Origin of the sequence: Dyella kyungheensis (assembly GCF_049913195.1) — a bacterium.
GTDB classification, from domain to species: Bacteria; Pseudomonadota; Gammaproteobacteria; order Xanthomonadales; family Rhodanobacteraceae; genus Dyella; species Dyella kyungheensis.
This window is the reverse complement of record NZ_CP183983.1, coordinates 1,280,848-1,305,655: the sequence shown is the minus strand read 5'-3', so window position 1 is coordinate 1,305,655 and position 24,808 is coordinate 1,280,848. Positions and strand designations below refer to the sequence as shown.

The window sequence follows — 24,808 nt, the reverse complement described above, 5'->3', positions numbered from 1 at the left end:
AGCAAGCCTCGGTAGGAGCGCACCCTGTGCGCGACCGGCAGCATAGGAATAATCGGCTTCGCCATACGCTGTCGCGCACAGGGTGTGCTCCCACAAGGGATCGTCTAGCGGACGGATCTCAGAACGGCTTGGCGATCACAAGAAACACAATGCCCAGCAGCACCAGCACGGGCAGCTCGTTCATGATGCGCAACGTCTTCGGCGATGGCAGCGCCCCGCCCTTCTCACTGCGCTTGAGCAGGCGCCCGGACCAGATGAAATAGACCAGCATCAGCACGACCAGGGTCAGCTTGGCGTCGATCCAGTGCCTCGACGCGACCACATCCGGCAGCGTTTGCGGGAACAGGCGCCAGCCCTCCCACAAGGCGAGCCCGAACAGGAAGGCCACGCCGAACATGTTGTGCCCGAACCGGTACAGCCGACGCCCCATCAGCAGCAGCCGCGCCTTCACGACCGGCTCCTCGCCCGCCTCGGCGATGTTCACCAGGATGCGCGGCAGGTAGAACACCGTGGCCATCCAGGCAATGACGAACACGACATGGAAGCTCTTGACCCAGAGGTACGTCATCGACCAGCTCCTTCAGCGCAAAAAGAAACGGCGTGACCTAAGGCCACGCCGTTTCGTCGGTATTGGTGGGCGGTACAAGGATCGAACTTGTGACCCCTACCATGTCAAGGTAGTGCTCTACCGCTGAGCTAACCGCCCGGAGCTCGCCCGGCGTACCGTGCGAGCCGCGCAGTATACGTGCTCGGCCTGCCGGGGACAACCACCCCGCCTTCAACGGCGCCTAGCCGGTTCGCTCGCGCAGCTTGTGGATCTGGTCGCGAAGCCGCGCGGCTTCCTCGAATTCCAGGTTCTCGGCGTGCTTGTACATCTGTGCCTCGAGCTTCTTGACCATGGCCGACGCCTGATCGGGGTTCAGCGTGGCGTAGTCGGCACCCTTCTCCGCCACGGCACCCTGACGCTCACCGCGGCGGCCGCGCCCGCGCGAGGGGGACTCGCTGCGCGCGCCTTCCATGATGTCGGCAATCCGGCGCACCACCGATTGCGGGGTGATTCCGTTGGCTTCGTTGTATGCCTGCTGCTTTTCGCGGCGGCGAGCGGTTTCGTCCATCGCCGCCTGCATCGAGCGGGTGATGTTGTCGGCGTAGAGAATCGCCTTGCCGCGCAGATTGCGCGCGGCACGGCCGATGGTCTGGATGAGCGAACCAGTGGAGCGCAGGAAGCCCTCCTTGTCGGCATCCAGGATCGCCACCAGCGAGACCTCGGGCATGTCCAGACCTTCGCGCAACAGGTTGATGCCCACCAGCACGTCGAACTCGCCCAGTCGCAAGTCGCGAATGATCTCCACGCGCTCAACCGTTTCGATATCCGAATGGAGATAGCGCACTTTCACGCCATGCTCGCCGAGGTATTCGGTGAGGTTTTCAGCCATGCGCTTGGTTAGCGTAGTCACCAGCACGCGGTCGCCCATCGCCACGCGCTTGTGCACTTCGCCCAGCAAATCGTCGACCTGCGTACGCACCGGGCGCACTTCCACTTCCGGATCGATCAGGCCCGTGGGACGCACCACCAGCTCGACCACGGCATCGCCGGACTTCTGCAACTCGTAGTCGCGGGGCGTGGCCGACACGTAGATGGAACGCGGCGCGCGCGCCTCCCATTCCTCGAAGCGCAGCGGACGGTTGTCCATCGCCGACGGCAGGCGGAAACCGAACTCCACCAGCGTCTCCTTGCGCGAGCGGTCGCCTTTGTACATCGCGCCCAGCTGCGGAATGGTGACGTGCGATTCGTCCACCACCAGCAACGCATCCGCCGGCAGATAGTCGAACAGCGTCGGCGGCGGCTCGCCCGGACCGCGGCGTGTGAGGTGGCGCGAATAGTTCTCGATGCCCTGGCAGTAACCGACCTCGGCCATCATCTCGATGTCGAAACGCGTGCGCTGATCGAGGCGCTGCGCTTCCACCAGCTTGTTGTCCTTGTAGAGCTGTTCGAGGCGGTCCTTCAATTCGACCTTGACCGTCTCGATCGCGTTCAACACGCTTTCGCGCGTGCTGGCGTAATGCGTGCGCGGATAGATGGTGTAGCGCGGCACCTTGCGGATGGTCTCGCCGGTGAGCGGATCGAACAGCGCCATGCTTTCGACGTCGCCATCGAACAGTTCGATGCGCAGCGCTTCGCTTTCCGATTCGGCCGGAAAGACGTCGATCACTTCGCCGCGCACGCGGTACGTGCCGCGACGCAACTCCATCTCGTTGCGCGTGTACTGCAGCTCGGTCAACTGGCGAATCAGCTGACGCTGATCGATATGCTCGCCCTTGGCGAGGATCAGCCGCAGCGAGAGATAGTCTTCCGGATCGCCCAGGCCGTAGATCGCCGACACCGTGGCCACGATGATCGCATCCTTGCGCGACAACAGCGCCTTGGTGGCCGCCAGTCGCATCTGCTCGATGTGATCGTTGATCGACGCGTCTTTCTCGATGAACGTGTCCGACGCCACCACGTACGCTTCGGGCTGGTAGTAGTCGTAGTAGCTGACGAAGTATTCCACCGCGTTGTGCGGAAAGAATTCCTTGAACTCCCCGTACAACTGCGCCGCCAGCGTCTTGTTCGGCGCCATCACGATGGTCGGCCGCTGTACCTGCTGGATCACGTTGGCGATGGTGTAGGTCTTGCCCGAGCCCGTCACGCCCAGCAACGTCTGCGCCGCGAGACCGGCCTCGAAGCCCTCGGCGAGTTTGCGAATGGCCTCGGGCTGATCGCCGGAGGGTTGATAGGGGGAGACGAGTTCGAAGCGGTCAGTCATGGCTCTCTACATGCGGTCGCGACGGTGCATTTTAAATTGCCCTGCTGACAGGGCCTGTCAGCAGGCTACGACACGCGGCCCTGGTGCCCGATGACTGGGGCGACGCTAGTCCATCGCTAGGCTGAACGCTTCCGTGGCGCGGGAGGCGGCCGGTGAGAACAGGACGGGAAGCCTATCATTCGCGCCGCCACGGCGGATTCACGCTGATCGAGGCCGCCATCGTGCTGGCCATTACGGCGGTATTGCTTGGCATCGCGATGCCCGCCATGGGACGGATGCTGGCGCACTACCAGCTGATCACTGCCCAGATCGAGCTGATCGCCTCGCTCCAGCATGCCCGCAGCCTGGCCATCACCAGCGGGCGCCGCACCCTGCTCTGTCCCTCGATGAACGGCCGGCAATGCATCGACAGTGTGCGTTGGGACCACGGCTGGGCGGCGGGCCGCTATCGCAGCATTCAGGCCAGCCAGTTGGATGGCCCTCCCGCTCTGGTGCACGCCGGTTACGCCCGATTGATCATCATGAGCAGCGACGGCCGCACGCGCATCCGTTTCCAGCCCAGCGGCACGGCGGGCGGCAGCAATGCGACTTTTACGCTATGCCGCGCGGGCCATGCGGAGGACGCATTGGCGCTGAGGCTCAGCCTCGCGGGACGCATTGCCGCGAGCGCGGCCACCCCGAACGAAGCCAGGCTCTGTGCGGCGAGCCACTAGAGACATGCCTTGGCCGAATCCCGATACGCACGCAACGCCAACACTTCGATGCGCTCGTACAACGCCACCTCGGCCCCGGCGGCCCTGCTGTGGATGACCAACAACTCCTCCGCGCTCGTGGTGGCATTGCCCGCCACCACCTGAAGCGTCGTCGGCGTTTCGACGATGCGCGCACCGGGCGAGATCGCGGCCCAGCGTGCCTGCACGCAGGCCGCATAGACCGAGTCGAGCTTGGCCGTACTCGCCCGGAAGGTGGGCTTGCGGTGCGTGAGGTCCCCGCTGCTCGCGCATCCCGCGAGCCCCAGCATTCCTGCGATCAGCCATCCAGCACGCATCGCGGCCTCCACGGCCCGGGCATTGGGCATGATTGTGCGCTGGATCGCAGGGCGCAGTTCACCGGAATAGTCTGAACACCACAATCAGAGGCCATTGAGACCACCCCGGAACGCAGGCATAAAAAAACCCCGCCCGAAGGCAGGGTTTTCTCGAATATGGCGCCCGAAGTTGGACTCGAACCAACGACCCCCTGATTAACAGTCAAGTGCTCTAACCGGCTGAGCTATTCGGGCGGGGTGAGCTGAATAGTTTGAATATTCAGCTCCGGGCTGTCAAGCCGTTTTGACCAATCAATGACGTTCAGGCGGCCTTGCTGGTGAGCACCCGATAGCAAGGCACATAGGCCGTGCCGCCGGGGAGCTTCATGCGGTCCTGGGCCACGAAGGCCTTCAGCAGATCGTCCAGCGAATGCATCACGTCGGCATCGCCGTCGATTTCGAACGGGCCGAACTTCTCGATGGCACGCAGGCCCTCTTCCTTCACATTGCCCGCCACGATGCCCGAGAACGCACGGCGCAGGTCGGCCGCCAGCTCGTGGCGCGGACGATCGCGATGGATCGCCAGCGAACGCATAGCCTCGTGCGTGGGACGGAACGGCAGCTGGAACGCGTACGGAATGTTCAGCGACCAGTTGAAGAAGAACGCATCCTTGGTGTCCAGGCGATAGTTGCGCACCTTCTCGATGCCGCGAACCATCGCGCGCGCCACGGCGGCCGGGTCGTCCACGATGATCTGGTAATGCTGCGTCACGCTCTCGCCCAGGGTCAGGCGAAGGAAGCGATCGATCTGCTCGAAATACGCAGCCGACTGCCTCGGGCCGGTGAGGATCAGCGGGAACGGTACGCCGGCATTGTCCGGATGCAGCAGGATGCCGAGCAGATAGAGGATCTCTTCCGCCGTGCCTACGCCGCCCGGGAACACGATGATGCCGTGGCCCATGCGCACGAACGCTTCGAGACGCTTCTCGATGTCCGGCATGATCACCAGGTGATTGACGATCGGGTTCGGCGACTCGGCGGCGATGATGCCCGGCTCGGTGATGCCGATATAGCGATTGTTGCGGCGGCGCTGCTTGGCGTGCGCAATCGTCGCACCCTTCATCGGACCCTTCATCGCGCCCGGGCCGCAACCCGTGCAGATGTCCATGCTGCGCAGGCCAAGCTGGTAGCCCACCTGCTTGGTGTACTCGTACTCGTCGCGCGAGATCGAATGGCCGCCCCAGCACACCACCAGGTTCGGATCGATCTGCGCCTTGAGGATGCGCGCGTTGCGCAAGATCTCGAACACCGCGTGGGTGAGACCGACGCTGTCGTCCAGATCGAAATTGCCCTGCTCCATCTGGGTGGAGACATAGACGATGTCGCGCACCACCGCCACCAGCAGCTCGTTGATGCCGCGGATGATCTGGCCGTCGACGAATGCCTGGGCCGGCGCATGGGTCAGCTCGATCTTGATGCCGCGGTCCTGCTGCAGCACCTGGATGTCGAAATCGGGGAACTGTTCCAGGATCGAGCGCGGATCGTCGCTCATGTTGCCCGAGGTGAGCACCGCCAGCGCGCAGCGGCGCAGCAAGGCGTGCAGGCCCGAACCGCTGGCGTCGCGCAGGCGCGCCACTTCGTTGCGGGACAGGATATCCAGGCCACCGGCGGGCGAAATGCGCGCGCTTACGGTGGCAAGTCGGCCGGATTTGCCGGCATTCATGTCATTCATTCAACCAATCTCCTCGCCGCGCCCTCGCGGCTCGCTCGTCCGTGCAAAACGCGGCGGACCGCGTAGCTTCCCGCGCCGGGCATGGCAGGGTCAAGTTTCACGCGTTTCTTCCATTAATAAAAAAGCCGGCGCCCGAGGGCGCCGGCCAGAGGTCGAGCTACGCAAGCAATTGCGTCAGAACGCGTACTTCACCGTCAACAGCACCGACCAGCGCTGGGCGAGGTCGTCGTTGTTGTTGATGTAGGTCGGGATCGGCAGCGGGGTGTAACCACCACCCTGGTTGTAGGTGGTGCACGAGGACTTGCCACCACAATCGATGTTGTAGATGTACTTGCCGGTCTTCGGATCGACACCGGCGTAGTCGGCCAGTGCACGGCCGCCCGGGAAGGTCACGCGCTTCTCGATGCCCCAATGCTTGTTCAGCAGGTTGGTGAAGTTGTACACGTCGAAGCGGATGATGCCCTTGTTGCCCTTGAAGATGCCCGGGATTTCCTGGCTGAAGCTCAGGTCGATCTGGTTGAGCCAGCCGGCGCGGTCGCCGTTGCGCTTGGCCACTTCGCCCTGGTGATCCTTCAGGTAATCGTTCTTCTGGATGTTGTCCCAGAACTGCTGGATCAGCTTCGGATCGGTGTTCGGACGGAACTCGACTTCACCCGGACGCGGGATGTAGACCAGGTCGTTGATGTAGCCGTCGCCATTGGCGTCATTGCCGAACGTCCAGCTGTACGGGGACGCGGAGTGACCATCGTAGAAGATGCTCGCGCTGGTGGCGTAGTCGCCCCAGAAGCGATGCTGCCAGTTGAGCGAGGCGATGACGCGACGCGGCACCGAGTAGTTCGAGGTGCTGGCGACGTTTTCGTTGGAGTTGTAGACGTAGTTGTTGCTGTAGTTCGAGTTGGCGACCGAGGACGTGCCCGGGTTCACTTCGGTCGAACGGCTCCAGGTGAAGCCGACCATGCCCGACCACTCTTCCGAGAACGGCTTCTTCAGCGACAACGCGATGCTGTCGGCGCTGCCCTTGCTGGTGTTGGCCAGGTTGATCATCTGACCCGAGAAGGCCGGGTTGGCATGCGCGCGCGGACCAGGCTTGGTCGCAGCGGGGTCGGTCAAGGCCGCGTAGTAGCTGTTGCGACCATCCGGCAGCTGGCCGGTCGGCGTGCCCAGGTTCACGTTCTGGAACCAGATCGCATCACGCTGCTTGATGTGCTCCCAATCGGCGGTAGCGATCAGGCCATACCAGGGCAGCTCGCGGTCGACGCCGAGGCTGAACTTCCACGCGGTCGGGATGTTCCAGTCCTTGGAAATCGTGTTGACCGTCATCTGACCCGCACCGTTCGGGCCGTTGTTCTGGTTGTGCGGATCGGGGCTGAACGCCGGCAGGTTGACGTTGCACGGCGGCGACTGGGTCGGGCCGCAGTTGTACTGCGTCTGCGTCACACCCGAGTTGGAGAAGATATTGCCCAGCCACACCGCCGGCTGGTTGGTCACGAACAGGCCTGCGCCACCACGCAACTGGGTCATGCGCTCGGTGTTGAACGCATAGTTGAACGACATGCGCGGCTGCACCACGCGATGGCCGTTGATGGTGTACTGGTTGGTCTGGCCGTAGCCGCCGGTCGCCTGTCCTTTGACGATCGGGCCCGGCGCTGCAGCGTAGGCAGCGTTGTACAGCGGCTTGTCATCCATCAGCGGCACGTCGACGCGCACGCCGTACTGCAGCGACAGGTTGTTGGTCACCTGCCAGGTGTCCTGCAGGAAGATGCCCCACTGGGTCAGGTTGTAGTTGGCGGCGACATCGCCCAGGCCCAGGGTGCCGGCCGGACGGTTGTAGCGGTACTGGTAGTACAGGCCGTTGGCGAAGTTATCCAGACCCGTGGTGCCCTTGGGGCCCGGGATTTCTTCGAAGGTGTAGCTGCCGTAGTAGTTCTGCAGGAACAGGTTGTAGTACTTGCCCTTTTCGTAGTCGAAGCCACCCTTCAGGGTGTGATCGCCGAGGTACAGGGTGCCCGCCCAGGCGGCATCGAGCGTCTTCACCTTCAGCACGTTGGCCTGGCTGGAGTACTCGGTGCCGAACTCGATCGCCGGACCGCCAAACTGGGTCGGATAAACCGTGATGTCTGGCATCGCCACGCCGTTGTACGGGCCGCGGTTCTGGTTGAAGTTCGCATACGACAAGGTGGTGTCGGTGGAGAAGATGTCCGACCAATCGTCGTAGAAGTGCAGCGCGTAGCTCTTGTTGTCGACGTTGGTGTTGTACCAGCCGCTGGACAGCACGAGCTTGGTGGTGCTGCCGGTGATGATCGGCTTCTGTTCCTTGGTCTGGCTATAGGTGAAGCTGGCGCGATGGTTGTTGGCGATGTTCCAGTCGACCTTGGCGAGGTAACGCTTGTCCTGCAGGTTCGAGTTGCCGCCGCCCACCGAACCGATATCGGTCAGGCCGTACTTGGCGGCGATGTCGCGCACCTGCTGCACCTGCTGGCTGGTCAGGCCCTTGATCGGCGTCGCGGCGCCCGAATCCTGCGGACCGTACGGGCTGCCCGAACCGACCTGCTCGCTCTTTTCATACGAGGCGAAGAAGAACAGCTTGTCCTTGATGATCGGACCGCCGACGGTGCCGCCTGCCGTCCACTGGCGGTTGAAACCGGCGTACGGCTTGTCCAGTTCGTTGTCACCGATCATGTCGGTGTTCTGGAACGCGTAGTAGACCGAACCGTGGAAATCGTTGGTGCCGCTCTTGGTCACGGCGTTGACGTTGGCGCCGATGCCGCGACGGGTGGCGGTGTCGTAGTTGGCCGTCGAGATGTTGTATTCCTCGATGGTGTCCTGCGAGATCGGCGTGCCCAGCGTCGGCAGGCCGTTCGCATTCAGGCCGAACGGATCGTTCGCGCTGACCGAGTCGACGGTGATGTTGTTGTAGCGGCTGTTCTGGCCGACGGCCGAGATCTCGCCGCGCGCGCGGTCGGTGATCACCACGCGGGGATCAAGACGAACCACGTTCTGGATGGAGCGACCCGGGGTCGGCGTGGCATCGAGTTCGCGACGCGACACATTGGTCGACAGACCCTTGTTTTCCGGGGTAAACGTCTGCGACAGCGTGTTCGCCGAGACAGTCACGCCGCTGAGGTTCTGCGCATCGGCGGTCTGTGCAGTCACACCCATGGTCAGGTTGACGGCGGTGTCCTGCGCCAGCTGCAGGTAGACGTTGTCCTGTTCGGATTGCGTGCCGTCCTTGGACACCTTCACGTCGAACGGACCGCCCACGCGCAGACCCTGTGCCGAATAACGGCCGGCCGCGTCGGTGGTGGTGGTCTTGGTGGTGCCCGAGGGCTCATGCACGATCTGCACGGTGGCGCCGGCGATCGGCTGGCCGCTGGCGTCGACGATGCGGCCGCTGATGGAAGACGAGGTGTCCTGGGCAAGTACCGGAGCCGTGGCGAGCAAGCCCGCAATCGCCAACGGCAGCAATTTCGTACGCAACGAATGGTTCATCGAGATTCAACCCCTTAAGAAAGTCGCAAAAAAGGCATGGGACCAGACCGAAGGAGTCCCATGCCCCCTCGCCACCGTCTTAAGTGACTGATTCCCTAAATTATTTGATTCGTCCGGGACCAGCCCCGCAGGGGCCGTCGACCGCGACTCATCACGACGAATGTATCCGCATTATATTACAATTTCGTAACTTTTTGACGAAATACTCACAGTTCTTGCGGGCCATTCTTACGCTTCGCGTAAGTTATTGATGGCCGAAAACATTTCTTCGGGCACAAAAAAACCGGCGCCTTGCGGCGCCGGTTTCGGGTACTGCTTAAGCCGTTCGACTTAGAAGAACGAGATGCCGAAGGTGACCATGTAGGTGCGGTCTTCCAGCAGCGAGTAGTACGGCGCCGAGGTGAACAGCGTACCGCCCGTGTTGACGTCCTTGATGGTGTTGCCCGGATTGCTGGCCAGGAACGCGCCGATGTTGTTGGCGTTGGTCAGCGCACGCTTGTTGGTCAGGTTGAACACGTTGAGCTTGATGTACGGGCTGCGCAGCCAGGTGGCGAAGTCGTCGAACTTCCAGCCGGCGTTCAAGTTGAACACCGTGTAGCCGCCCACCTGCTCGGTGTTCGACCAGTCGCCCCAGATCGGACCGCGGTACTTGGCGTCCAGGCTGGCCCAGAACGGACCATGGTCGTAACCCAGGCGCACATAGCCGGAGTTCTTCGGCGTGTTGAGGAAGGTCTTGCCTTCGGTCGGGTAGGTACCGTCGCCAAAGGTGGCCACGTTGCCGTCGAGGATGGCCTTCTGGTACGAGTAGTTGCCGTACAGGGTCCAGTCCTGGGCGAACTTGTAGCTGCCTTCGGCGGTGACGCCGCGCATGTGCATCTTCGGCAGGTTCAGGTACACCGTCTGGCCGGAGTTCACGTCGTAGCCCGAGATCTGCTTGTTGACCAGGTGCGACTCGTACGCGTCGACGTTGGCCGAGAAGCGATCGGCATAGAAGCGCCAGCCAAGGTCGACCGTGGTGGCCTCTTCCGGCTTGGACTGATAGGTGCCGGCTGCCGCGTTGGCGAGGTTCTTCGGGTTGTCCGCCACGGCAACGTTCTGCAGCAGCGAGCCGTTGATCGGTGCGCGGTAGGTGCGGCCGGCGCCGATGTAGAACTGGTTCTCGTCATTGAGCTGGTACTTCACGCCAGCGGTCGGGCTGACCTTGTGATAGGTCGCTTCGGCCGTGCCGCCGAACTGGTTGGTCTTGGCAGTGGGAGTGCTGTAGCTGCCCCAGTTCTCGTAGTCGTAACCGGCACGGTCTTCCCACAGGTACGCCGCGCCGACCGTGATGGTCCACTTGTCGTTCGGGGTCCAGGTGTTGGTGGCGAAGAACTTCTTGATTTCGGAGTTGGTGTACTCGCGGTACAAGCGCTGGATCACGCCGTTGGAGTAGCGGATGTAGTTGGAGTCGCCCCAGAAATCGGACGGCTCGCCGCCAACGGCGGGGTTGAAGACTTCCTGCTGCTGCTGGCGGGCACGCTCGTACCAGAAGCCGTATTCCAGGCTGTCGTCCATGCCGAAGTCCTGGTTCAACTTGGCGATGACACCCGGACGGTAGGTGAAGGTCTGGCTGACGTCGTAAGCCACGGCGCTGCCGCCGATCTTGCCGTCGCCGTTGAGGTCCTGGTCGGCCACGCCGATCACGTTCTGCGGCACGGTCGATTCGGTGAACTTGTAGCCGCCACCGCCGCCGCCGTTGCCGTACCAGAAGTACGGCACCACCGACAGGCGCAGGCTGTCAGCCAGCTTGAACTCGCCATCGAGGCTGGCCAGCCAGCTGGTGAACGGGTTGGTGTGGAGCTTCCAGTAATACGTATCGGTCGGGCTGTACGGCTCGTCGTAGCTCTGGAAATAGCCGCCCGTACGCACCTGTGCCTTGGTCAGGCTGTCGTAGCTGTAGTTGCGCTCGCGGTTGTACTGGACCGAACCGGAGATGTAGTTGTTGTCGTCGATCGTCCACAGCGCCTTGCCGTCGACCTTGGTGACGTTCAAGTCGCCCGGGCCGCGCCAGAAGTCGCCGGTGTTGTTCGAGTAGGACAGCCACGCACGCACCGGACCGAGGTCGCCGGTGTTGAAGCGCAGATAGGTACGGCGATAGTCGTGGTTGCCCAGGCTCTGGGCGAAGTCCAGGCCGGCCGTGTGCGACGGGTCGATGGTGACCCAGGAGATGGCGCCGCCGGCGGCGCCGGAGATCGGCGTGTCGACGTCCGGGTAACCCTGCAGCACGGTGATGTCACCCATGTTCTCGGTGTCGCCGTACTCGGTCGAGTAGACCTTGTAGTTGCCGCTGTCGTTGATCGGCGCGCCGTTCACGGTGGTACCGATTTCGTCGCTGGTGAAGCCGCGGATCTGGTAGTTGCCGTTGGCCAGGCCGCTGACGTCGTCGGTCGAGGCGTTCACGCCCGGGATCGAGTCGATCATCTGCACGAAGGTGCCGCCCGGGGCTGCCTTGACGATGGCGTCGCGGCTGATGGTCGAAACCGCCTTCGGAGCCGTCTGCACCGACATCAGGCCGTCACCCAGCGACAGGCTCTGCGCCTGCACCGTCACGGTGTCCAGCTGCTGGGCACGCTTGGTGTCGTTGGAGGTGGTGGTGTTGGACGTGCTCGACGGACCCGAACGCTGTACCGGTTCCTTGGTCTGCGGGTTGCTGGTCTGGCCCGTGCTGTCCTGGGCCGAGGCAACACCGGCAGCCATGCAAAACACGACAGCGATGGCCATGGAAAGGTGGTTTCGTTTCATCATCATCATTCCAGAATGGACAAAAGTTTGAAGTCAGCTGCCGCCCGGAGGTCGTCAGCAAACAAGAAGTAAAGAAGGACGTCGCCCGACAGAAAGAACTCGCGATTTATCGAAAAATATTTCGCAACCCATTGCCTAAAAACGCAATTTCATGCCATTTAACGTAAATTTAAACGTTTTCTCCGGGCGTAAAAAAGCCCGATCGGTAAAAATCGGGCGAAATTACGAATTCAGTTACGACGGTTGGTCAGGGGCAGCAACACGCTCCCTTCTGCCTCGACCAACGCCGTCAGCTTGGCATAACTATTTTACAAGAAATTTACCGCAGGATCACGCGGTGGATCACGAACACGTATTTACCTGCCCCCGGTGGTGAATAAGGAACCACCGAAAACCCCTGTCAGGCAATGGCCAATCGTCCTATGGACGCCGAAGCGCTCCAGAGTTTTGACGGCGTCCTCATTTCCCCAGATAGCGGGCGCGCTTGGCCGGCTTGAGCGTGGCCAGATCCAGCATCACCAGGCCATCGACACAGCCCGAGAAACCCGGGTCTTCGCCGAAGTCGAGGAACTGCACGCCCTCCGGTTCCACCAGGTCGACGTACTGGCGATACAGCACCGGCAGGCTCACGCCCAACGCATCCAGATGATGCTTGAGCTTGCCCAGGCCGGCGGCCGGATCGAGGCCTTCCAGGGCATCGCGGACCAGTTCGATCACCGCGGGCGACACCACGAACGGCTGACGCGCCGAGGCCAGGCCCGGTGCACCGAAATAATGCTGGTGCGCCGCCGCGATCCACTCGCGCGCCTCGCGCGGCAGGCTGACCGACATGCTCACCGGACCGAACAGATAACGCAGATCGGCATGGCGCTGCAGATACAGGCCGATGCCCTGCCACAGCTGATCGAGCGCACGCGAACGCCAGTAGGCCGGCGCGATGAAACTGCGGCCCAGCTCCAGACCCTGCGCCAGGCGCGATTCCAGCGCCGGCGAGTACTGGAACAAGCTGGAGGTGTAGAGCGCCTGCATGCCGCGTTCGGCAATCAGGCGGCCGCCGTGACCGAAGCGATAGGAACCGACGATGCGCAGTGCTTTCGGATCCCACAGCACCAGATGCTCGTAGTGCGGATCGTAGGCATCGAGGTCGCGACGCGCGCCGGTGCCCTCGCCCACCTTGCGGAAGGTCAGTTCGCGCAGGCGGCCGATTTCACGCAGCACGGCGCTGTCCGAAGCGCCCTTGAACAACAGGATCTGCTTGCCGTCATTGAGATCGGCGAGTTTTTCCGCCTGCGACTGCAGCTCGGCCACCACGCGTTCGGTCGGCTCGGGATGCGCCAGCGGCGCCTGCCCGCCGAAGATCAGGCCGCGATGACGACCCACGCGATAGACATGGCGACGCATCAGCTTCGCCGCACGCTTGGTCGAACCGCCGCTGTGCTGCTCGAGTTCGTCGGCCGAGACCAGCTGGCCCACGCTGAAACCTACGCGGCGGCTGGACGGCGAGATGGCTTCGCGCGGCAGCATGGCCGTGCTCAGCGGTTTGGCCAGCATCGACAGGCCGTAGAACATGGCGGAATTGCGGGCAGCCACGTGGATCGGCAGCACCGGCACGCGGCTGCGCTGTGCCAGGCGCGCAAAACCATCGGCCCAGCGTCCATCGCTCACCCCCGAGGGGCGTACGCGCGAGACTTCGCCGGCCGGGAACACGATCAGCGCTTCGCCGTTGTCGAGTGCGCGATAGATGTCGCGCATCTTCGAGGCCGCGCCTTTGCCGAAGACATCCACCGGCAGCAGCAACTTGTGCAGCGGCTCGATCGACATCAGCCAGTCGTTGGCGAGGATGCGCACGTCGCTGCGCACCGAGCCCACCATCTGCAGCAAGGTCAGCGCATCGATCATGCCCAGCGGATGGTTGGCGACGATCAGCACGCCCCCTTCCACCGGGATGTTCTCGCGCTCGCGAGGATTGACGAAGTAGCTGACGCCAAGCACGTCGAGCACGCGCTCGACGAAATCGAAGCCTTCGGCCTCTCCGGCGGCTACCAGTGTGCGGTTGAAACCATCCTCATCGGCCAGCCGGCCCAGCATGCCAGCCATCGGCCGGCGGATCAGGGGATGTTGTGCCAACCATGGCAGACGTTCGGTGAGGGTCTGTTCGACACTGAGCATGACCGCCTCCTGGGATTTACCCCAAATGCTGGTAGCGGATTATGACAGCAAGGTTATGCGGATTGGTCCGAAAGGTCACGGTGTGTGACGTTAGTGCTGTTTCAAACGACAAGATGCAGATACGCGGTCACGCCGCCCATGAACATCTGCACCGACAGCGCGATCAGCAGCATGCCCATCACCCGCTCAAGCGCCGTGAGCACGCTCTCGCCCAGCCAGCGGAACAGATAGGTGGAACACAGCAGGATCACCGAGGTCGCCAGCCACGCGCCCAGCAAGGCAATGGCCCAGTCCGCCGTGCGGCCAGGCTGGGTATTGGTCAGCAGTAACAGAGCGGCCATGGCCGATGGCCCGGCCACGCCAGGGATGGCCATCGGCACGATGAACGGCTCGCCCTCGCCCTGCTTGCCGAAGATGCCGCCGCCGTCGGCCGGCGGAAACACCATGCGGATACCGATCAGGAACAGCACAATGCCGCCGGCGATGCTGATCGACTCCTGCCGCAGTTGCAGCAGCCTGAGTAGATGCTGGCCGCCGATCAGGAATCCGAGCAATACGCCCAGCGCGATCAGCAGCTCGCGGATCATCACCTTGCGGCGCCGCTTGGGCGCCACGTCCTTGAGCAGGCTCAGGAAGATCGGGATGTTGCCGAGCGGGTCCATGATCAGGAACAACAGGATCGCCGCCGACAGCGTGGTCATCTGCGTTTCCATGTCAGCGCTGTTCCTGCTTCATGGTCATGCCGGTGCGCGCAGATCGAGCGCCGCGCCGCGCGCGTGCTGGCCCTTCTCGCCCAACAGATAGATGGCCGCCTCGGCCGCCGCGTCCGGCGGCGGCTGGAGCATGGTGTCTTCGCCGAAATACGCCGCACGCCGCAGCGTGGTGCGCATCGGCGCAGGCAACAGGGCATGCGCGCGCAGCGGCGATTGCTCGGTTTCCTGATGCAGGATTTCGACCAGCCGTTCCAACGCAGCCTTCGACACGCCGTAGGCGCCCCAATGCGCGCGCTGCACCAGCTCGGGATTGTCCAGCACGAACACCACGGCACTGTCCGAAGCGCGCGTGAGCAGCGACATGCAGGCCTGGGTGAGTGCGAACGGCGCCGACACGTTGACGTGCATCGCACGCAGCCAGTCGTCGGGCTTGTGCACGGCCAGCGGGGTCAGCTCCTTGAAGCTGGCGGCGGCATGCACGATGCCGTCGAGCCGGCCGAAGTCGCGTTCGAGGCCATCGGCCAGCGCTTCGTAATCGCGCGGCGTGGCCACTTCCATGTCGAGCGGATGGATCACCGGCTCGGGCAGACCCTCGCCGACCATCGCATCGTAAAGTTGTTCGAGCTGGCGCTTGCGGCGACCGGTGATCACCACCGTCGCGCCGGCGCGCGATGCGGCACGCGCTACGGCGGCGCCCAGGCCACCGTAGGCACCGGTGACCAGCACGACGCGGCTGGCCAGCGAACCGGGCTCAGGTGCCCAGCCTTCCGGCAAACGAACCAGGGGAAGCGCCATCAGGAATCGGCTCCCGCCACATCGGCCGCCATGCGCGCGAGTTCGCCCGCCGCCTTGAGGTCTTCGATGATGTCGCAACCGCCGATCAGCTCGCCCTGGATGAAGAGCTGCGGGAATGTCGGCCAGTTCGCGTAATGCGGCAGCGCCGCACGGACTTCCGGATCGGCCAGGACGTTGACGGCGTGAAATTGTGCGCCCGCCTCCGTCAACGCCTGCGCGGCGCGGCCGGAGAAGCCGCACATGGGGAACTGCGGCGTGCCCTTCATGAAGAGCACGATCGCATGTTCGGCCAGGACCGCCTTGATTCGCTCGTTAACGTCCATAATTCGAGTGCTTCATCGTTACAATGCAATGAGATCGATAGTGTATCAGTCGTGCGCGGGTCGCCGGTCCTCGGCCAATCCAGCCCGACGCCTCTTTCCTCAGCCAACGCCCAGGAGCCACCACATGGCGATCGAACTCCCCCCTTTGCCCTATGAAAAGAACGCACTTGAGCCGCACATCTCCGCGGAGACGCTCGAGTATCACTACGGCAAGCACCACCAGGCCTATGTGACCAACCTCAACAACCTGATCAAGGGCACCGAGTTCGAGAACGCCTCGCTCGAGGACATCATCAAGAAGTCGTCCGGCGGCGTGTTCAACAACTCCGCCCAGGTCTGGAACCACACCTTCTACTGGAACTCCTTGAGCCCCAAGGGCGGCAACGAGCCGAGCGGCAAGCTCGCCGACGCCATCAACAAGGCATTCGGTTCGTTCGAGAAGTTCAAGGAAGAGTTCACCAAGTCGGCGGTGGGCAACTTCGGCTCGGGCTGGACCTGGCTGGTGCAGCGTCCGGATGGCTCGCTGGGCATCGTCAACACGTCCAACGCCGCCACCCCGATCACCGGCAGCGACAAGCCGCTGCTGACCTGCGACGTGTGGGAACACGCGTACTACATCGACTATCGCAACGCCCGCCCGAAGTACATCGAGGCGTTCTGGAACCTGGCGAACTGGGAATTTGCGGCCAAGAATCTGGCCTGATTCCTTTGCTGGATGTGGTAAGAAAAACGGGGCCTCGCGGCCCCGTTTTTTGTTGGCTCTTCTGTGGGAGCGCACTTGAGCGCGACAAACCTGCGGAGCGGAGCACCCACGCGCCGCCGTCGCGCACAAGTGCGCTCCCACAATGGCCTGGTCCTTATTTACCTTCCAGCAGCTTGTCGACCGCTGGCTTCGCCTGCGGGTCACGACCCAGCGCATGGGCGATACCGGCCAATCGTTCTATCAATTGAGAGGCACCTGGCGCGCACACCGTGGCATGCCCCACCTTGCGACCGAGACGCGGCTGTTTGCCGTAGTCATGCCAGTGCGCATCGATGGCTTCAAGCACCGGCGCGGCATCGGGCAGTTCGCCGATCCAGTTGAACATCGCCGACAGGCCTCGCGCCGAGGTATCGCCCAGCGGCAGTCCAAGCACCGCGCGCACGTGGTTTTCGAACTGGCTGGTGAGCGCGCCTTCGATGGTCCAGTGACCGGAGTTGTGCACGCGCGGCGCCATCTCGTTGCCGAGCAACTCGCCGTCCTTCACGAACAGTTCCAGCGCGAACACACCGACGTAGGACAGCTTCTCCGCCAGCGTGCGCGCTAACCCGGTAGCGCGTTCCTGCAGCGCGGCGATATCCGATGCCGGCGCCAGGCTCAGCGAAAGCACGCCATCGGTGTGCCAGTTCTGGGTGAGCGGCCAGGTGCGGAAATCGCCATCGCGACCGCGCACGGCGATCACCGACAACTCGCGATCGAACGGCACGAACGCTTCGAGGATCAAGCCGTGCGCCTGCGCCTGCGAACCCAGCGCCGCCCATGCGGCATCGGCATCGGCCAGGGTCTTGATGCGGAACTGGCCCTTGCCGTCGTACCCGAGGCGGCGCGTCTTGAGGATCGCCGGCGCGCCGACCACGGCAAGCGCGTGATCGAGATCCTCGCGCGTGTCGACGGTCTTGAATTCCGGCGTCAGCAGGCCGCACTCGCGGAACAGCGTCTTCTCGGCCAGACGATCCTGCGCCACGGCAAGCGCGCGCGGTGCGGGAAATACGTCCACGCGCTGGGCGAGCCAGTGCGCGGTTTCGGCCGGCACGTTCTCGAAATCGAAGGTGACCACGTCCACTTCGCGGGCGAAGTGCTCCAGCGCGTCGTAGTCGGTCCAGTCGGCGACGACCAGCGGTGCGATCTGGCCCGCACAGGCGTCGGCAGCGCTATCGACCACCAGCGTCTTCACACCCAGTGGTGCGGCGGCCAGCGCCAGCATGCGGGCAAGCTGGCCCCCGCCGAGGATGCCGAGTACCGGTTGGCGACGCGCCGTCACGAACGCGGGTCCGGGTTGTCCAGGACGGTCTGCGTCTGTCGGCTGCGGTAGGCATCGAGTGCGGCCGCAATGGCCGGATCGTGCAGCGCCAGCACCGAGGCGGCCAGGATGCCGGCATTCACGGCACCGGCACGACCAATGGCCAGGGTACCCACCGGAATACCGGCCGGCATCTGCGCGATGGAGAGCAGCGAATCCATGCCATTGAGCGCCTTGGACTGCACCGGCACGCCAAACACGGGAAGCCGCGTCTTGGCCGCCAGCATGCCCGGCAGGTGGGCGGCGCCGCCGGCACCGGCCACGATGACCTGGATGCCACGCCCCACCGCTTCCTCGGCGTACTGGAACAGCAGATCCGGCGTCCGATGCGCCGACACCACGCGCACCTCGTGCGCCACGCCAAGCTCGGCCAGCACGCTGGAGGCGTGCTCCATGGTTTCCCAGTCCGAACGGGAGCCCATCACAACGCCCACGCGCGGCGGGAGGGAAGTCGAGGTCATGACCCAAGCCATCCAAAAGGGTTATTGTACGGACTTTCCGCGTCTCGGCACGACCCACTCCCCATGGACAAACGCCTGCTCGATATCCTCTGCTGCCCGGTCAGCAAGGTTCCCGTCCGCCCGCTCCAGCGCCAGGAGCTGGAAGCACTGAACCAGGCCATCGGGGCCGGCCAGGTGCAGAACGTCGCTGGTGCCCCCGTGAGCGCGCCGGTCACCGAAGCCCTCATCACCACCGACCGGAAGGTCATCTACCGGGTCGAGGACGGCATCCCCGTGATGCTGCCCGAGGAAGGCATCGGTACCTTGCAGCTCACTGACTTTCCGGCGGCCGCCTGACGGCCTTTACAGCCCAAATGGCCGCAAGGACCTGCTTCTTGTGAACGTGTCGACATATATCGATACGGCGAATGACAGCGGCCCATGACTTCCCTTATCGTAGGCTGGCGTATTGTCGTATGTGTCTGTAGGCACATCGGCAGCTCTTTCAGGGGGTGAAAGGCGATGAAAGACGCCAGCGAATCATCCAATATCGTCAGCCTGACCCAGCGCCTGGACCCATCCAGCGAGCGCGGAGGCGCCCTCTTGAACACCGTCCGGGACATTGCGGGCCGTCGCCTGCAGATCTTGATCAACGGCATGTTCGAGCATGTCGACGATGCCCTGTTCGACCTGGCCGAGAAGGCGGAGAACAACGCCGCCCAGATGCACTACTTCGATGGCATGCGCGAAGTGCGCAAGCGCCGTCCGATGGTGGAACGCAGCTTCCTCGCGCAGATCTCCCGCGAACTCACGGATTTCGCCTCGAGCTACCGCAACAACACCGGCAACACCGGCGGCGTGTCGCTGCCGATCGGCTCGGTGGAGCTGTCGCTGGTCGCCGACAACGAACTGGAAGAATCGCTGGCCATCACCAGCATGATCGGCAAGAACGAAACGCGCCTCACGCGCGACCTGTTCGCCGTGAACCAGCGCCTGTCGGTCATCTACGGCGGCATCAAGATCGACGACGCCACCAATCCGGTGGGTCCGGCCGCACTGTCGCAGGCATTCCGCCAGGCGATGCGCGAGCTCAGCGCGGAAATGCGCGTCAAGCTGATCATCTACAAATTGTTCGATCGCTACGTGCTGGCCTCGCTGGACGAACTTTACCAGGAGATCAACGCCGAACTGGTGCGTGCCGGCGTGCTGCCGCAGCTGCGCCACGAGATCCAGCGTGGCGGCGGCGCTCCGCGCGCCGGCGGCCAGGCGGCTCCCGCGGCGGACGCGACGGTTGGCGCGGAACAGGCCGAAGGCGGCTTCCTCGCCGACGACGACAGCGGCAATGCATCGAGCGAACTGATCCAGACCCTGCGCACGCTGTTCAGCGCGCGCCGCGCGGTGCCCACGGGCGCCGTCGGTGTCGGACAGCACCTGCCGGCCGGCGCGGTGCAGTTGCCGAGCGCCAACGAACTGATCGGCGCCTTGAGCGTGTTGCAGAGCCAGGCGGCCATCAACCAGCACATGGCGGTGAATACCGGCAATGCGGTCGAGCTGGCCAACGAGGTACAGCAGCTCAAGGAACACCTGCTCGCCCAGATCGGCTCCCTGCGCGGCGAAAAGCCCAGCCAGGTGTCGACCATCGACGAGGACACCATCGACCTGGTCGGCATGCTGTTCGAGTTCATCCTCGAAGACCGCAACCTGCCGACCGAGATGCAGGTGTTGCTGGCACGCCTGCAGATTCCGTATCTGAAGGCCGCCATCCTCGACCGCAAGCTGTTCGCGCATCGCCAGCATCCGGCACGCCGGCTGCTCGACAGCCTGGCGGATGCCGCCAAGGGCTGGTCGGCGGAATCGGATCGCGACCATCGCCTGCACGACAAGATCAAATCCATCGTCGACCGCCTGCTGCAGGACTTCGACGATGACATGACCATCTTCGAGCGCCTGTGCGCCGAGCTGCAGGAATTCCAGGACATCAGCCGCCGCCGTGCCGAACTGGCCGAGCAGCGCGTGGCCGAGTCCACCCGCGGCCGCGAGAAACTCGAACAGGCGCGCCGCCGCGCCGCGCGCGAGATCCTCAGCCGTATAGAAGGCCATAACCTCCCGCCGCTGATCCACGGCATCCTGTCGCGCGCGTGGGCGAATTACCTGGTGCTCACCATTCTTCGCCAGGGCGAGGAATCGAGCGAGTTCCGCGACGCGCTGCGCTTCGCCAACGATTTCATCGACAGCACCAAGCCGGCCCGCACGCTCGACGAGCGACGCGCGCTGCGCCAGATGCTGCCGGGCATCGAGCGCGCGCTGCGCCGCGGCCTGGGCAACGTGGCCTTCCAGGAAAGCGACATCGATCGCCTGCTGGCCCAGCTGCACACCTACTACCGCCACCAGCTCGGCGAAGCCGTGCCGGAGGCCGAAGTACAGGCGGCGGAAGAATCCACCAGCCTGCCGATTCCCGAGAGCATCCAGCCGATCGCCGAATCCGAGGCCGAACTGGACCGCTCCGAGCCCGAGCAGGAACCGGTGCTCGATACGCCCGAGGCGCTGCTCGTTGCCGAACTCAAACCCGGCACCTGGCTGGAGTTCGTGACGGGCCCGGAAACCATCGAGCGCGCCAAGCTCTCGTGGATCAGCCCGATGAGCGGCCGCTACCTGTTCGTGAACCGTCGCGGCCTCAAGGTGGCCGACTACGCGCCGCACGAACTGGCCCAGGCACTCGCCAGCGGCACCGCGCGCGTGCTTGAATCCACCGCACTGTTCGACCGTGCGCTGGATGCCATCGTCGGTCGCCTCAGCCAACCGGCCACGTCCCAAGCAACGAGCGAATGACTTCAGTACAACTTGTTTCACCGCCGTCCGAGCTGATCCAGGCGGATGTCGAACGCGCCTTCGCCGAAGACATCGGCGCCGGCGATGCCACCGCCGAGCTGTTGCCGGCGAATGCCACCGCGAGCGCGGCGCTGACCTGCCGCGAAGAGGCGGTCATGGCCGGCATCGACTGGTTCAACACCTGTTTCCGCCGGCTTGATCCGCAGGTGCAGATCGAGTGGACCGTGCGCGATGGCGACCGCGTTGCTGCGGGCTCGGTGATCTGCCGCCTGCGCGGCAAGGCACGTGCCCTGGTGACGGCGGAGCGCTCGGCGCTGAATTTCCTGCAGCTGCTTTCCGGCACGGCCACCGCGACCGCGGCCCATGTTGCCGCTGTCGCGGGCACCGAGGTACGCGTGCTCGATACGCGCAAGACCGTTCCCGGCCTGCGTCTTGCCCAGAAATATGCGGTGCGCTGCGGTGGTGGCCATAACCATCGCGTGGGTCTGTACGACGCCATCCTGGTGAAGGAAAACCACATCATCGCGGCGGGCAGCATCAAGGCAGCCGCCGAAGCGGCGCGACGACTGCATCCGAAGCTGTTGCTGGAAATCGAAGTGGAAAACCTCGACGAGCTGCAACAGGCGCTCGATGCCGGCGCCGATCGCATCATGCTCGACAACTTCACCCTGCCGCTGATGCGCGAAGCCGTAAGCATCGCCAAGGGGCGCGCGGAGCTGGAGATTTCCGGCAACGTGGACTTGTCCACCATCGGCGAATACGCCAGCACAGGCGTGGATTTCATCTCCGTAGGTGCGCTGACCAAGCACGTGCGGGCGGTGGATTTGTCGCTGCGCTTGAAGCTCGACTGAGTCGCGTCTGAGCGAGCCCTTCGCTCGACATTCCGGCGCAGGCCGGAGGCGCTTCTCAACAGCCGAATGGCTGGTCATCCAGAGCCTCAGTGGGTAGTTATCGCGACTCGCCAACCCGAGCAGGTTTCTTCGACAACCTCGCACTGACGCTACTGGATTCCGGCCTGCGCCGGAATGACGAGCTGGAGAGACCGAGGGCGCCGGTAGCGACTTTCACACCGCGCCCCTTGCAAGCCACACGCGACGCCTACACTCTCGCCCCATGAGCGAGCTTTCTGATCTGATCCTGTTGGTATTGCTGCTGGGCATTGTCGGCTCGTGGCTGAAGCTTGCCCGTGGCCGCGAGCAGGCCACGCAGGAGGCGCGCCTGCAATGCCGCCAGCATGGCCTGCAATTGCTGGATGAAAGCGTCGGCCTGCGCGGCCTGCGCCTGCTGCGCCAGCACGGCCAGCTGCTGCTGGAGCGCTGCTACACCTTCGAAGTGAGCATCGACGGCAACGACCGCGAACCCGGCAAGCTGTGGCTGATCGGCTCTTCGCTGAGCGGCCTGAGCCTGCCTACCATCCAGAGCCACCTGCCCGGCCTGCTTACCGAACATGTGCCGCCGCCGGCGCATGACAACGTGGTGCCGTTGCGCCCGCGTCTGCGCAAGGACAACACGCTGCACTAAGGGCCTACATTCCTGATCGCGCCGACCACGTCGGCGCGAAGGCTGTGGCTTACTTCACCACGCGCAGGAATGGCGCGCTGCGCTTGGGCTTCTCGCCAGCCTCGCCTTCGGGCGGCGGCGGCGTGTCGTCGGGATCGGGCGACGACGGCGGCGGCTGGTCGCCCCCCTCTTCCGCCGGAAACATCATGCCCTGCCCATTCTCTTGCGCGTACAGCGCCAGCACGGCCTGCACCGGGATATGGATGTTGTGGCTGACGCCGGAGAAGCGCGCCTGGAAACTGATCCAGTCGTTGCCCAGGTCAAGGCTGGCCACGGCGCGCATGGCCAGGTTCAGCACCACCTGGCCGTTCTTGATGACCTGGGGAGGCACCCGCACCCCTTCCCGCGAAGCGTCCACGAGGATGTAGGGGGTCAGATTGTTGTCGGTGATCCAGTCGTAAATCGCCCTCAGTAGATAGGGGCGATTGGAGGACATCGGCGGGTGATTGTCGTCGGTCATGCAAAAACCTATGGAGAGCACGCCCTTCGGGAGACCCGGGGCGCGCCAGATGGATCGTGTCAGTTTAATGCCAAGGCGGGGCGAGTTGTCGCAGCCGCGCCATAAGGCATGGCCGGGTCTGCCCGGCCGGAGGGCCTGGTCTTCTGGCCGGACCGGAATTCCGCGGCCCTCAGGGCCGCATGGCCTTTTCTTCGGGTGTCATGCTGCGCGCATAGCCCTGGCTGGCAAACAGGCGTTCGCCGTAGTCCAGGATGGGCTTGCCCTCGCGGCCGAGGTCCACGCCCAGCCAGGGCAGGCGCCAGACGACCGGGGCCACCAGGCAGTCGGTCAGGCTCATTTCCGGATTCAGGAAGAACCGGGACGCCTTGAACAGCGGCAACGCCCCCAGCAGATGCTCGCGCAACCGCTTGCGGGCCGCGTCGGCCGGGCGGCCGCCCGCCTTGATGGTGTCCACCTCGGGCAGCCAGTCCAGCTCGATCCGCACCGTGGCCAGGCGCAGGCGTGCCCGGGACAGCGGGTCGATCGGCATCAGCGGCGGGTGGGGATAGCGTTCGTCGAGGTATTCGCAGACGACCGCCGTGTTGTAGAGGGTCAGGTCGCGATCGACCAGGGTCGGCGTGCTGCCGTAAGGATTGAGGTCGAGCAGGTCTTCCGGCGGCTTGGCGGGGTCGACGACCACCCTGTCGTAGCTCACGCCCTTGGCGGCGAGCACGAGGCGCGTCCGGTGGCATTGGATGCCATCTGCGGTGGTGTAAAGGGCGAGTGCGGTACGCGAACGAGCGCTTTGGACCATGCGCGATCTCCCCATCGGCTTATCCATGTACGGCGGCCGAGCTTCTGAAGGCTCGTGCCGCCGTACCGTAGGCTCTGAAAGGTGACGTCTTAGTGGACGTCCTTCCAGTACTCCTTCTTTAGCAGATATGCCAGGAAAGTGAAGCCCGCCAGGAACAGCAACACCCAGATGCCGTAGCGCTGGCGCTGGAGGGCGGCCGGTTCGGCGGCGTACTCCAGGAAGTTGGTCAGGTCCCGCGTGGCCTGCTGGTACTGGACCGGCGTGAGCTTGCCCGGCTGGGAGAGCTCGAGCTTCTCGACGTCGTCGCTGCCTTCCTTCTTCACGGCGGTCTGGATGCCCTGCAGCTCCCACAGCGGGAACGGCATGGAGGCATTCGGGAACACCGTGTTGTTCCAGCCCACCGGACGGGTCGGATCGACATAGAAGGAGTTGAGGTAGCCGTAGACCCAGTCGGCGGTCTTGGCGCGCACTTCCAGCGAGAGATCCGGCGGTGCCTTGCCGAAGAACTGCTGGGCCGAATCTTCCGGCATGTGCGAGATCACCACGTCGCCGAACTTGGCGCCGGTGAAGTTGAGGTTCTTCATCACCTCGTCTTCGGACAGGCCCAGGTCTTCGGCGATGCGCGAATAGCGCACGTACTTCAGCGAGTGGCAACCCACGCAGTAGTTGAAGTACAGCTTGGCACCACGCTGCAGCGACGCCTGGTCGTGCACGTTGGTGCCGGCCGCGGGCAACTTGCCCTCTTCCTGCGCGATGGCCGCATTCGTGCCGACCAGCAAGCCAACGGCGAGCGCAACCGTGGAAATGATTTTCTTCATCGAGGGCTGCCG

21 protein-coding genes and 2 tRNA genes are annotated in these 24,808 nt (G+C 64.0%); 6 read left to right on the top strand and 17 right to left on the bottom strand.

Annotated features, from left to right (window positions below):
• Nucleotides 1-118: 118 nt before the first annotated feature.
• From ACN9MB_RS05610 to uvrB, 3 genes are all read right to left on the bottom strand, one after another.
• Nucleotides 119-568, bottom strand: a complete 450-nt coding sequence (locus ACN9MB_RS05610) for a CopD family protein (RefSeq protein WP_204635093.1) — start codon at nucleotides 566-568, stop codon at nucleotides 119-121.
• Nucleotides 569-631: 63 nt separating this feature from the next.
• Nucleotides 632-706, bottom strand: a tRNA-Val gene (locus ACN9MB_RS05605).
• 82 nt (nucleotides 707-788) lie between these two features.
• Complete coding sequence (uvrB, locus tag ACN9MB_RS05600) at nucleotides 789-2,807, bottom strand: excinuclease ABC subunit UvrB (protein WP_204635092.1); 2,019 nt, start codon at nucleotides 2,805-2,807, stop codon at nucleotides 789-791.
• A 152-nt stretch (nucleotides 2,808-2,959) separates the two neighbouring features.
• Here uvrB and ACN9MB_RS05595 point away from each other — a divergent pair, with 152 nt between their 5' ends.
• Entirely contained in the window at nucleotides 2,960-3,520 is a 561-nt protein-coding gene (locus ACN9MB_RS05595) for a GspH/FimT family pseudopilin (protein WP_426271060.1), read from the top strand.
• On the opposite strand, the gene ACN9MB_RS05590 is transcribed toward ACN9MB_RS05595, so the two are convergent.
• From ACN9MB_RS05590 to grxD, 9 genes are all read right to left on the bottom strand, one after another.
• Nucleotides 3,517-3,855, bottom strand: a complete 339-nt coding sequence (locus ACN9MB_RS05590; RefSeq protein ID WP_426271059.1) for a hypothetical protein — start codon at nucleotides 3,853-3,855, stop codon at nucleotides 3,517-3,519. The two genes, ACN9MB_RS05595 and ACN9MB_RS05590, sit on opposite strands and share 4 nt — an antisense overlap.
• Before the next feature lie 157 nt (nucleotides 3,856-4,012).
• Nucleotides 4,013-4,089, bottom strand: a tRNA-Asn gene (locus ACN9MB_RS05585).
• A gap of 67 nt (nucleotides 4,090-4,156) precedes the next feature.
• Entirely contained in the window at nucleotides 4,157-5,566 is a 1,410-nt protein-coding gene (gene ppnN, locus ACN9MB_RS05580; protein WP_426271058.1) for a nucleotide 5'-monophosphate nucleosidase PpnN, read from the bottom strand.
• A 174-nt stretch (nucleotides 5,567-5,740) separates the two neighbouring features.
• The gene (locus ACN9MB_RS05575; RefSeq protein ID WP_204635088.1) at nucleotides 5,741-9,055 is read right to left on the bottom strand and encodes a TonB-dependent receptor; all 3,315 of its coding nucleotides are present in this window, start codon (nucleotides 9,053-9,055) and stop codon (nucleotides 5,741-5,743) included.
• A gap of 330 nt (nucleotides 9,056-9,385) precedes the next feature.
• Nucleotides 9,386-11,815, bottom strand: a complete 2,430-nt coding sequence (locus ACN9MB_RS05570; protein ID WP_426271057.1) for a TonB-dependent receptor — start codon at nucleotides 11,813-11,815, stop codon at nucleotides 9,386-9,388.
• A 480-nt stretch (nucleotides 11,816-12,295) separates the two neighbouring features.
• Complete coding sequence (locus ACN9MB_RS05565; RefSeq protein WP_204635086.1) at nucleotides 12,296-14,005, bottom strand: GNAT family N-acyltransferase; 1,710 nt, start codon at nucleotides 14,003-14,005, stop codon at nucleotides 12,296-12,298.
• Nucleotides 14,006-14,106: 101 nt separating this feature from the next.
• On the bottom strand, nucleotides 14,107-14,706 hold the full coding sequence (locus ACN9MB_RS05560; protein WP_204635873.1) for a YhgN family NAAT transporter: 600 nt from the start codon (nucleotides 14,704-14,706) through the stop codon (nucleotides 14,107-14,109).
• A gap of 36 nt (nucleotides 14,707-14,742) precedes the next feature.
• Nucleotides 14,743-15,513, bottom strand: a complete 771-nt coding sequence (locus ACN9MB_RS05555) for an SDR family NAD(P)-dependent oxidoreductase (protein WP_426271056.1) — start codon at nucleotides 15,511-15,513, stop codon at nucleotides 14,743-14,745.
• Nucleotides 15,513-15,836, bottom strand: a complete 324-nt coding sequence (gene grxD / locus ACN9MB_RS05550) for a Grx4 family monothiol glutaredoxin (RefSeq protein WP_204635084.1) — start codon at nucleotides 15,834-15,836, stop codon at nucleotides 15,513-15,515. Before grxD ends, ACN9MB_RS05555 begins: the two co-directional genes overlap by 1 nt.
• 124 nt (nucleotides 15,837-15,960) lie before the next feature.
• Between grxD and sodB the strand changes: the two genes are divergently transcribed.
• Entirely contained in the window at nucleotides 15,961-16,539 is a 579-nt protein-coding gene (gene sodB / locus ACN9MB_RS05545; RefSeq protein WP_426271055.1) for a superoxide dismutase [Fe], read from the top strand.
• A gap of 154 nt (nucleotides 16,540-16,693) precedes the next feature.
• Here sodB and ACN9MB_RS05540 read toward each other — a convergent pair whose 3' ends face one another.
• Complete coding sequence (locus ACN9MB_RS05540; RefSeq protein WP_426271054.1) at nucleotides 16,694-17,857, bottom strand: 5-(carboxyamino)imidazole ribonucleotide synthase; 1,164 nt, start codon at nucleotides 17,855-17,857, stop codon at nucleotides 16,694-16,696.
• Nucleotides 17,854-18,357, bottom strand: a complete 504-nt coding sequence (purE, locus tag ACN9MB_RS05535; protein ID WP_204635081.1) for a 5-(carboxyamino)imidazole ribonucleotide mutase — start codon at nucleotides 18,355-18,357, stop codon at nucleotides 17,854-17,856. The genes ACN9MB_RS05540 and purE overlap by 4 nt, the downstream gene beginning before the upstream one ends.
• Nucleotides 18,358-18,420: 63 nt before the next feature.
• On the opposite strand from purE, the gene ACN9MB_RS05530 reads away from it, so the two are divergent.
• The 4 genes from ACN9MB_RS05530 to ACN9MB_RS05515 all read left to right on the top strand — a co-directional run bounded on the left by ACN9MB_RS05530 (nucleotide 18,421) and on the right by ACN9MB_RS05515 (nucleotide 22,686).
• A complete protein-coding gene (locus ACN9MB_RS05530) occupies nucleotides 18,421-18,693 on the top strand; it encodes a Trm112 family protein (protein WP_426271053.1) in 273 nt (90 codons plus the stop codon).
• 165 nt (nucleotides 18,694-18,858) lie between these two features.
• The gene (locus tag ACN9MB_RS05525; protein ID WP_426271052.1) at nucleotides 18,859-21,165 is read left to right on the top strand and encodes a DUF1631 domain-containing protein; all 2,307 of its coding nucleotides are present in this window, start codon (nucleotides 18,859-18,861) and stop codon (nucleotides 21,163-21,165) included.
• Entirely contained in the window at nucleotides 21,162-22,016 is an 855-nt protein-coding gene (gene nadC / locus ACN9MB_RS05520) for a carboxylating nicotinate-nucleotide diphosphorylase (RefSeq protein WP_426271051.1), read from the top strand. Before ACN9MB_RS05525 ends, nadC begins: the two co-directional genes overlap by 4 nt.
• Nucleotides 22,017-22,278: 262 nt before the next feature.
• Entirely contained in the window at nucleotides 22,279-22,686 is a 408-nt protein-coding gene (locus ACN9MB_RS05515) for a DUF3301 domain-containing protein (RefSeq protein WP_426271050.1), read from the top strand.
• Nucleotides 22,687-22,735: 49 nt separating this feature from the next.
• On the opposite strand, the gene ACN9MB_RS05510 is transcribed toward ACN9MB_RS05515, so the two are convergent.
• The 3 genes from ACN9MB_RS05510 to ACN9MB_RS05500 all read right to left on the bottom strand — a co-directional run bounded on the left by ACN9MB_RS05510 (nucleotide 22,736) and on the right by ACN9MB_RS05500 (nucleotide 24,796).
• Nucleotides 22,736-23,161, bottom strand: coding sequence for a ClpXP protease specificity-enhancing factor (locus ACN9MB_RS05510; RefSeq protein WP_426271894.1), 426 nt, complete (start codon nucleotides 23,159-23,161; stop codon nucleotides 22,736-22,738).
• A gap of 193 nt (nucleotides 23,162-23,354) precedes the next feature.
• Entirely contained in the window at nucleotides 23,355-23,978 is a 624-nt protein-coding gene (locus ACN9MB_RS05505) for a glutathione S-transferase N-terminal domain-containing protein (RefSeq protein ID WP_204635076.1), read from the bottom strand.
• Between the two features lie 89 nt (nucleotides 23,979-24,067).
• Entirely contained in the window at nucleotides 24,068-24,796 is a 729-nt protein-coding gene (locus ACN9MB_RS05500) for a cytochrome c1 (protein ID WP_426271893.1), read from the bottom strand.
• Nucleotides 24,797-24,808 lie beyond the last annotated feature (12 nt).

Excerpts from the sequence above, each read along its gene's own strand:
- ACN9MB_RS05500 (WP_426271893.1), bottom strand. The coding sequence starts at position 24,796 with ATGAAGAAAATCATTTCCACGGTTGCGCTCGCCGTTGGCTTGCTGGTC.
- sodB (WP_426271055.1), top strand. The coding sequence starts at position 15,961 with ATGGCGATCGAACTCCCCCCTTTGCCCTATGAAAAGAACGCACTTGAG.
- ACN9MB_RS05515 (WP_426271050.1), top strand. The coding sequence starts at position 22,279 with ATGAGCGAGCTTTCTGATCTGATCCTGTTGGTATTGCTGCTGGGCATT.
- ACN9MB_RS05570 (WP_426271057.1), bottom strand. The coding sequence starts at position 11,815 with ATGGCCATCGCTGTCGTGTTTTGCATGGCTGCCGGTGTTGCCTCGGCC.
- ACN9MB_RS05555 (WP_426271056.1), bottom strand. The coding sequence starts at position 15,513 with ATGGCGCTTCCCCTGGTTCGTTTGCCGGAAGGCTGGGCACCTGAGCCC.
- purE (WP_204635081.1), bottom strand. The coding sequence starts at position 18,357 with ATGACCTCGACTTCCCTCCCGCCGCGCGTGGGCGTTGTGATGGGCTCC.
- ACN9MB_RS05610 (WP_204635093.1), bottom strand. The coding sequence starts at position 568 with ATGACGTACCTCTGGGTCAAGAGCTTCCATGTCGTGTTCGTCATTGCC.
- ACN9MB_RS05530 (WP_426271053.1), top strand. The coding sequence starts at position 18,421 with ATGGACAAACGCCTGCTCGATATCCTCTGCTGCCCGGTCAGCAAGGTT.
- ACN9MB_RS05525 (WP_426271052.1), top strand. The coding sequence starts at position 18,859 with ATGAAAGACGCCAGCGAATCATCCAATATCGTCAGCCTGACCCAGCGC.
- ACN9MB_RS05575 (WP_204635088.1), bottom strand. The coding sequence starts at position 9,055 with ATGAACCATTCGTTGCGTACGAAATTGCTGCCGTTGGCGATTGCGGGC.
- ACN9MB_RS05510 (WP_426271894.1), bottom strand. The coding sequence starts at position 23,161 with ATGTCCTCCAATCGCCCCTATCTACTGAGGGCGATTTACGACTGGATC.
- uvrB (WP_204635092.1), bottom strand. The coding sequence starts at position 2,807 with ATGACTGACCGCTTCGAACTCGTCTCCCCCTATCAACCCTCCGGCGAT.
- ACN9MB_RS05565 (WP_204635086.1), bottom strand. The coding sequence starts at position 14,005 with ATGCTCAGTGTCGAACAGACCCTCACCGAACGTCTGCCATGGTTGGCA.
- ppnN (WP_426271058.1), bottom strand. The coding sequence starts at position 5,566 with ATGAATGACATGAATGCCGGCAAATCCGGCCGACTTGCCACCGTAAGC.
- grxD (WP_204635084.1), bottom strand. The coding sequence starts at position 15,836 with ATGGACGTTAACGAGCGAATCAAGGCGGTCCTGGCCGAACATGCGATC.
- ACN9MB_RS05560 (WP_204635873.1), bottom strand. The coding sequence starts at position 14,706 with ATGACCACGCTGTCGGCGGCGATCCTGTTGTTCCTGATCATGGACCCG.
- nadC (WP_426271051.1), top strand. The coding sequence starts at position 21,162 with ATGACTTCAGTACAACTTGTTTCACCGCCGTCCGAGCTGATCCAGGCG.
- ACN9MB_RS05505 (WP_204635076.1), bottom strand. The coding sequence starts at position 23,978 with ATGGTCCAAAGCGCTCGTTCGCGTACCGCACTCGCCCTTTACACCACC.
- ACN9MB_RS05590 (WP_426271059.1), bottom strand. The coding sequence starts at position 3,855 with ATGCGTGCTGGATGGCTGATCGCAGGAATGCTGGGGCTCGCGGGATGC.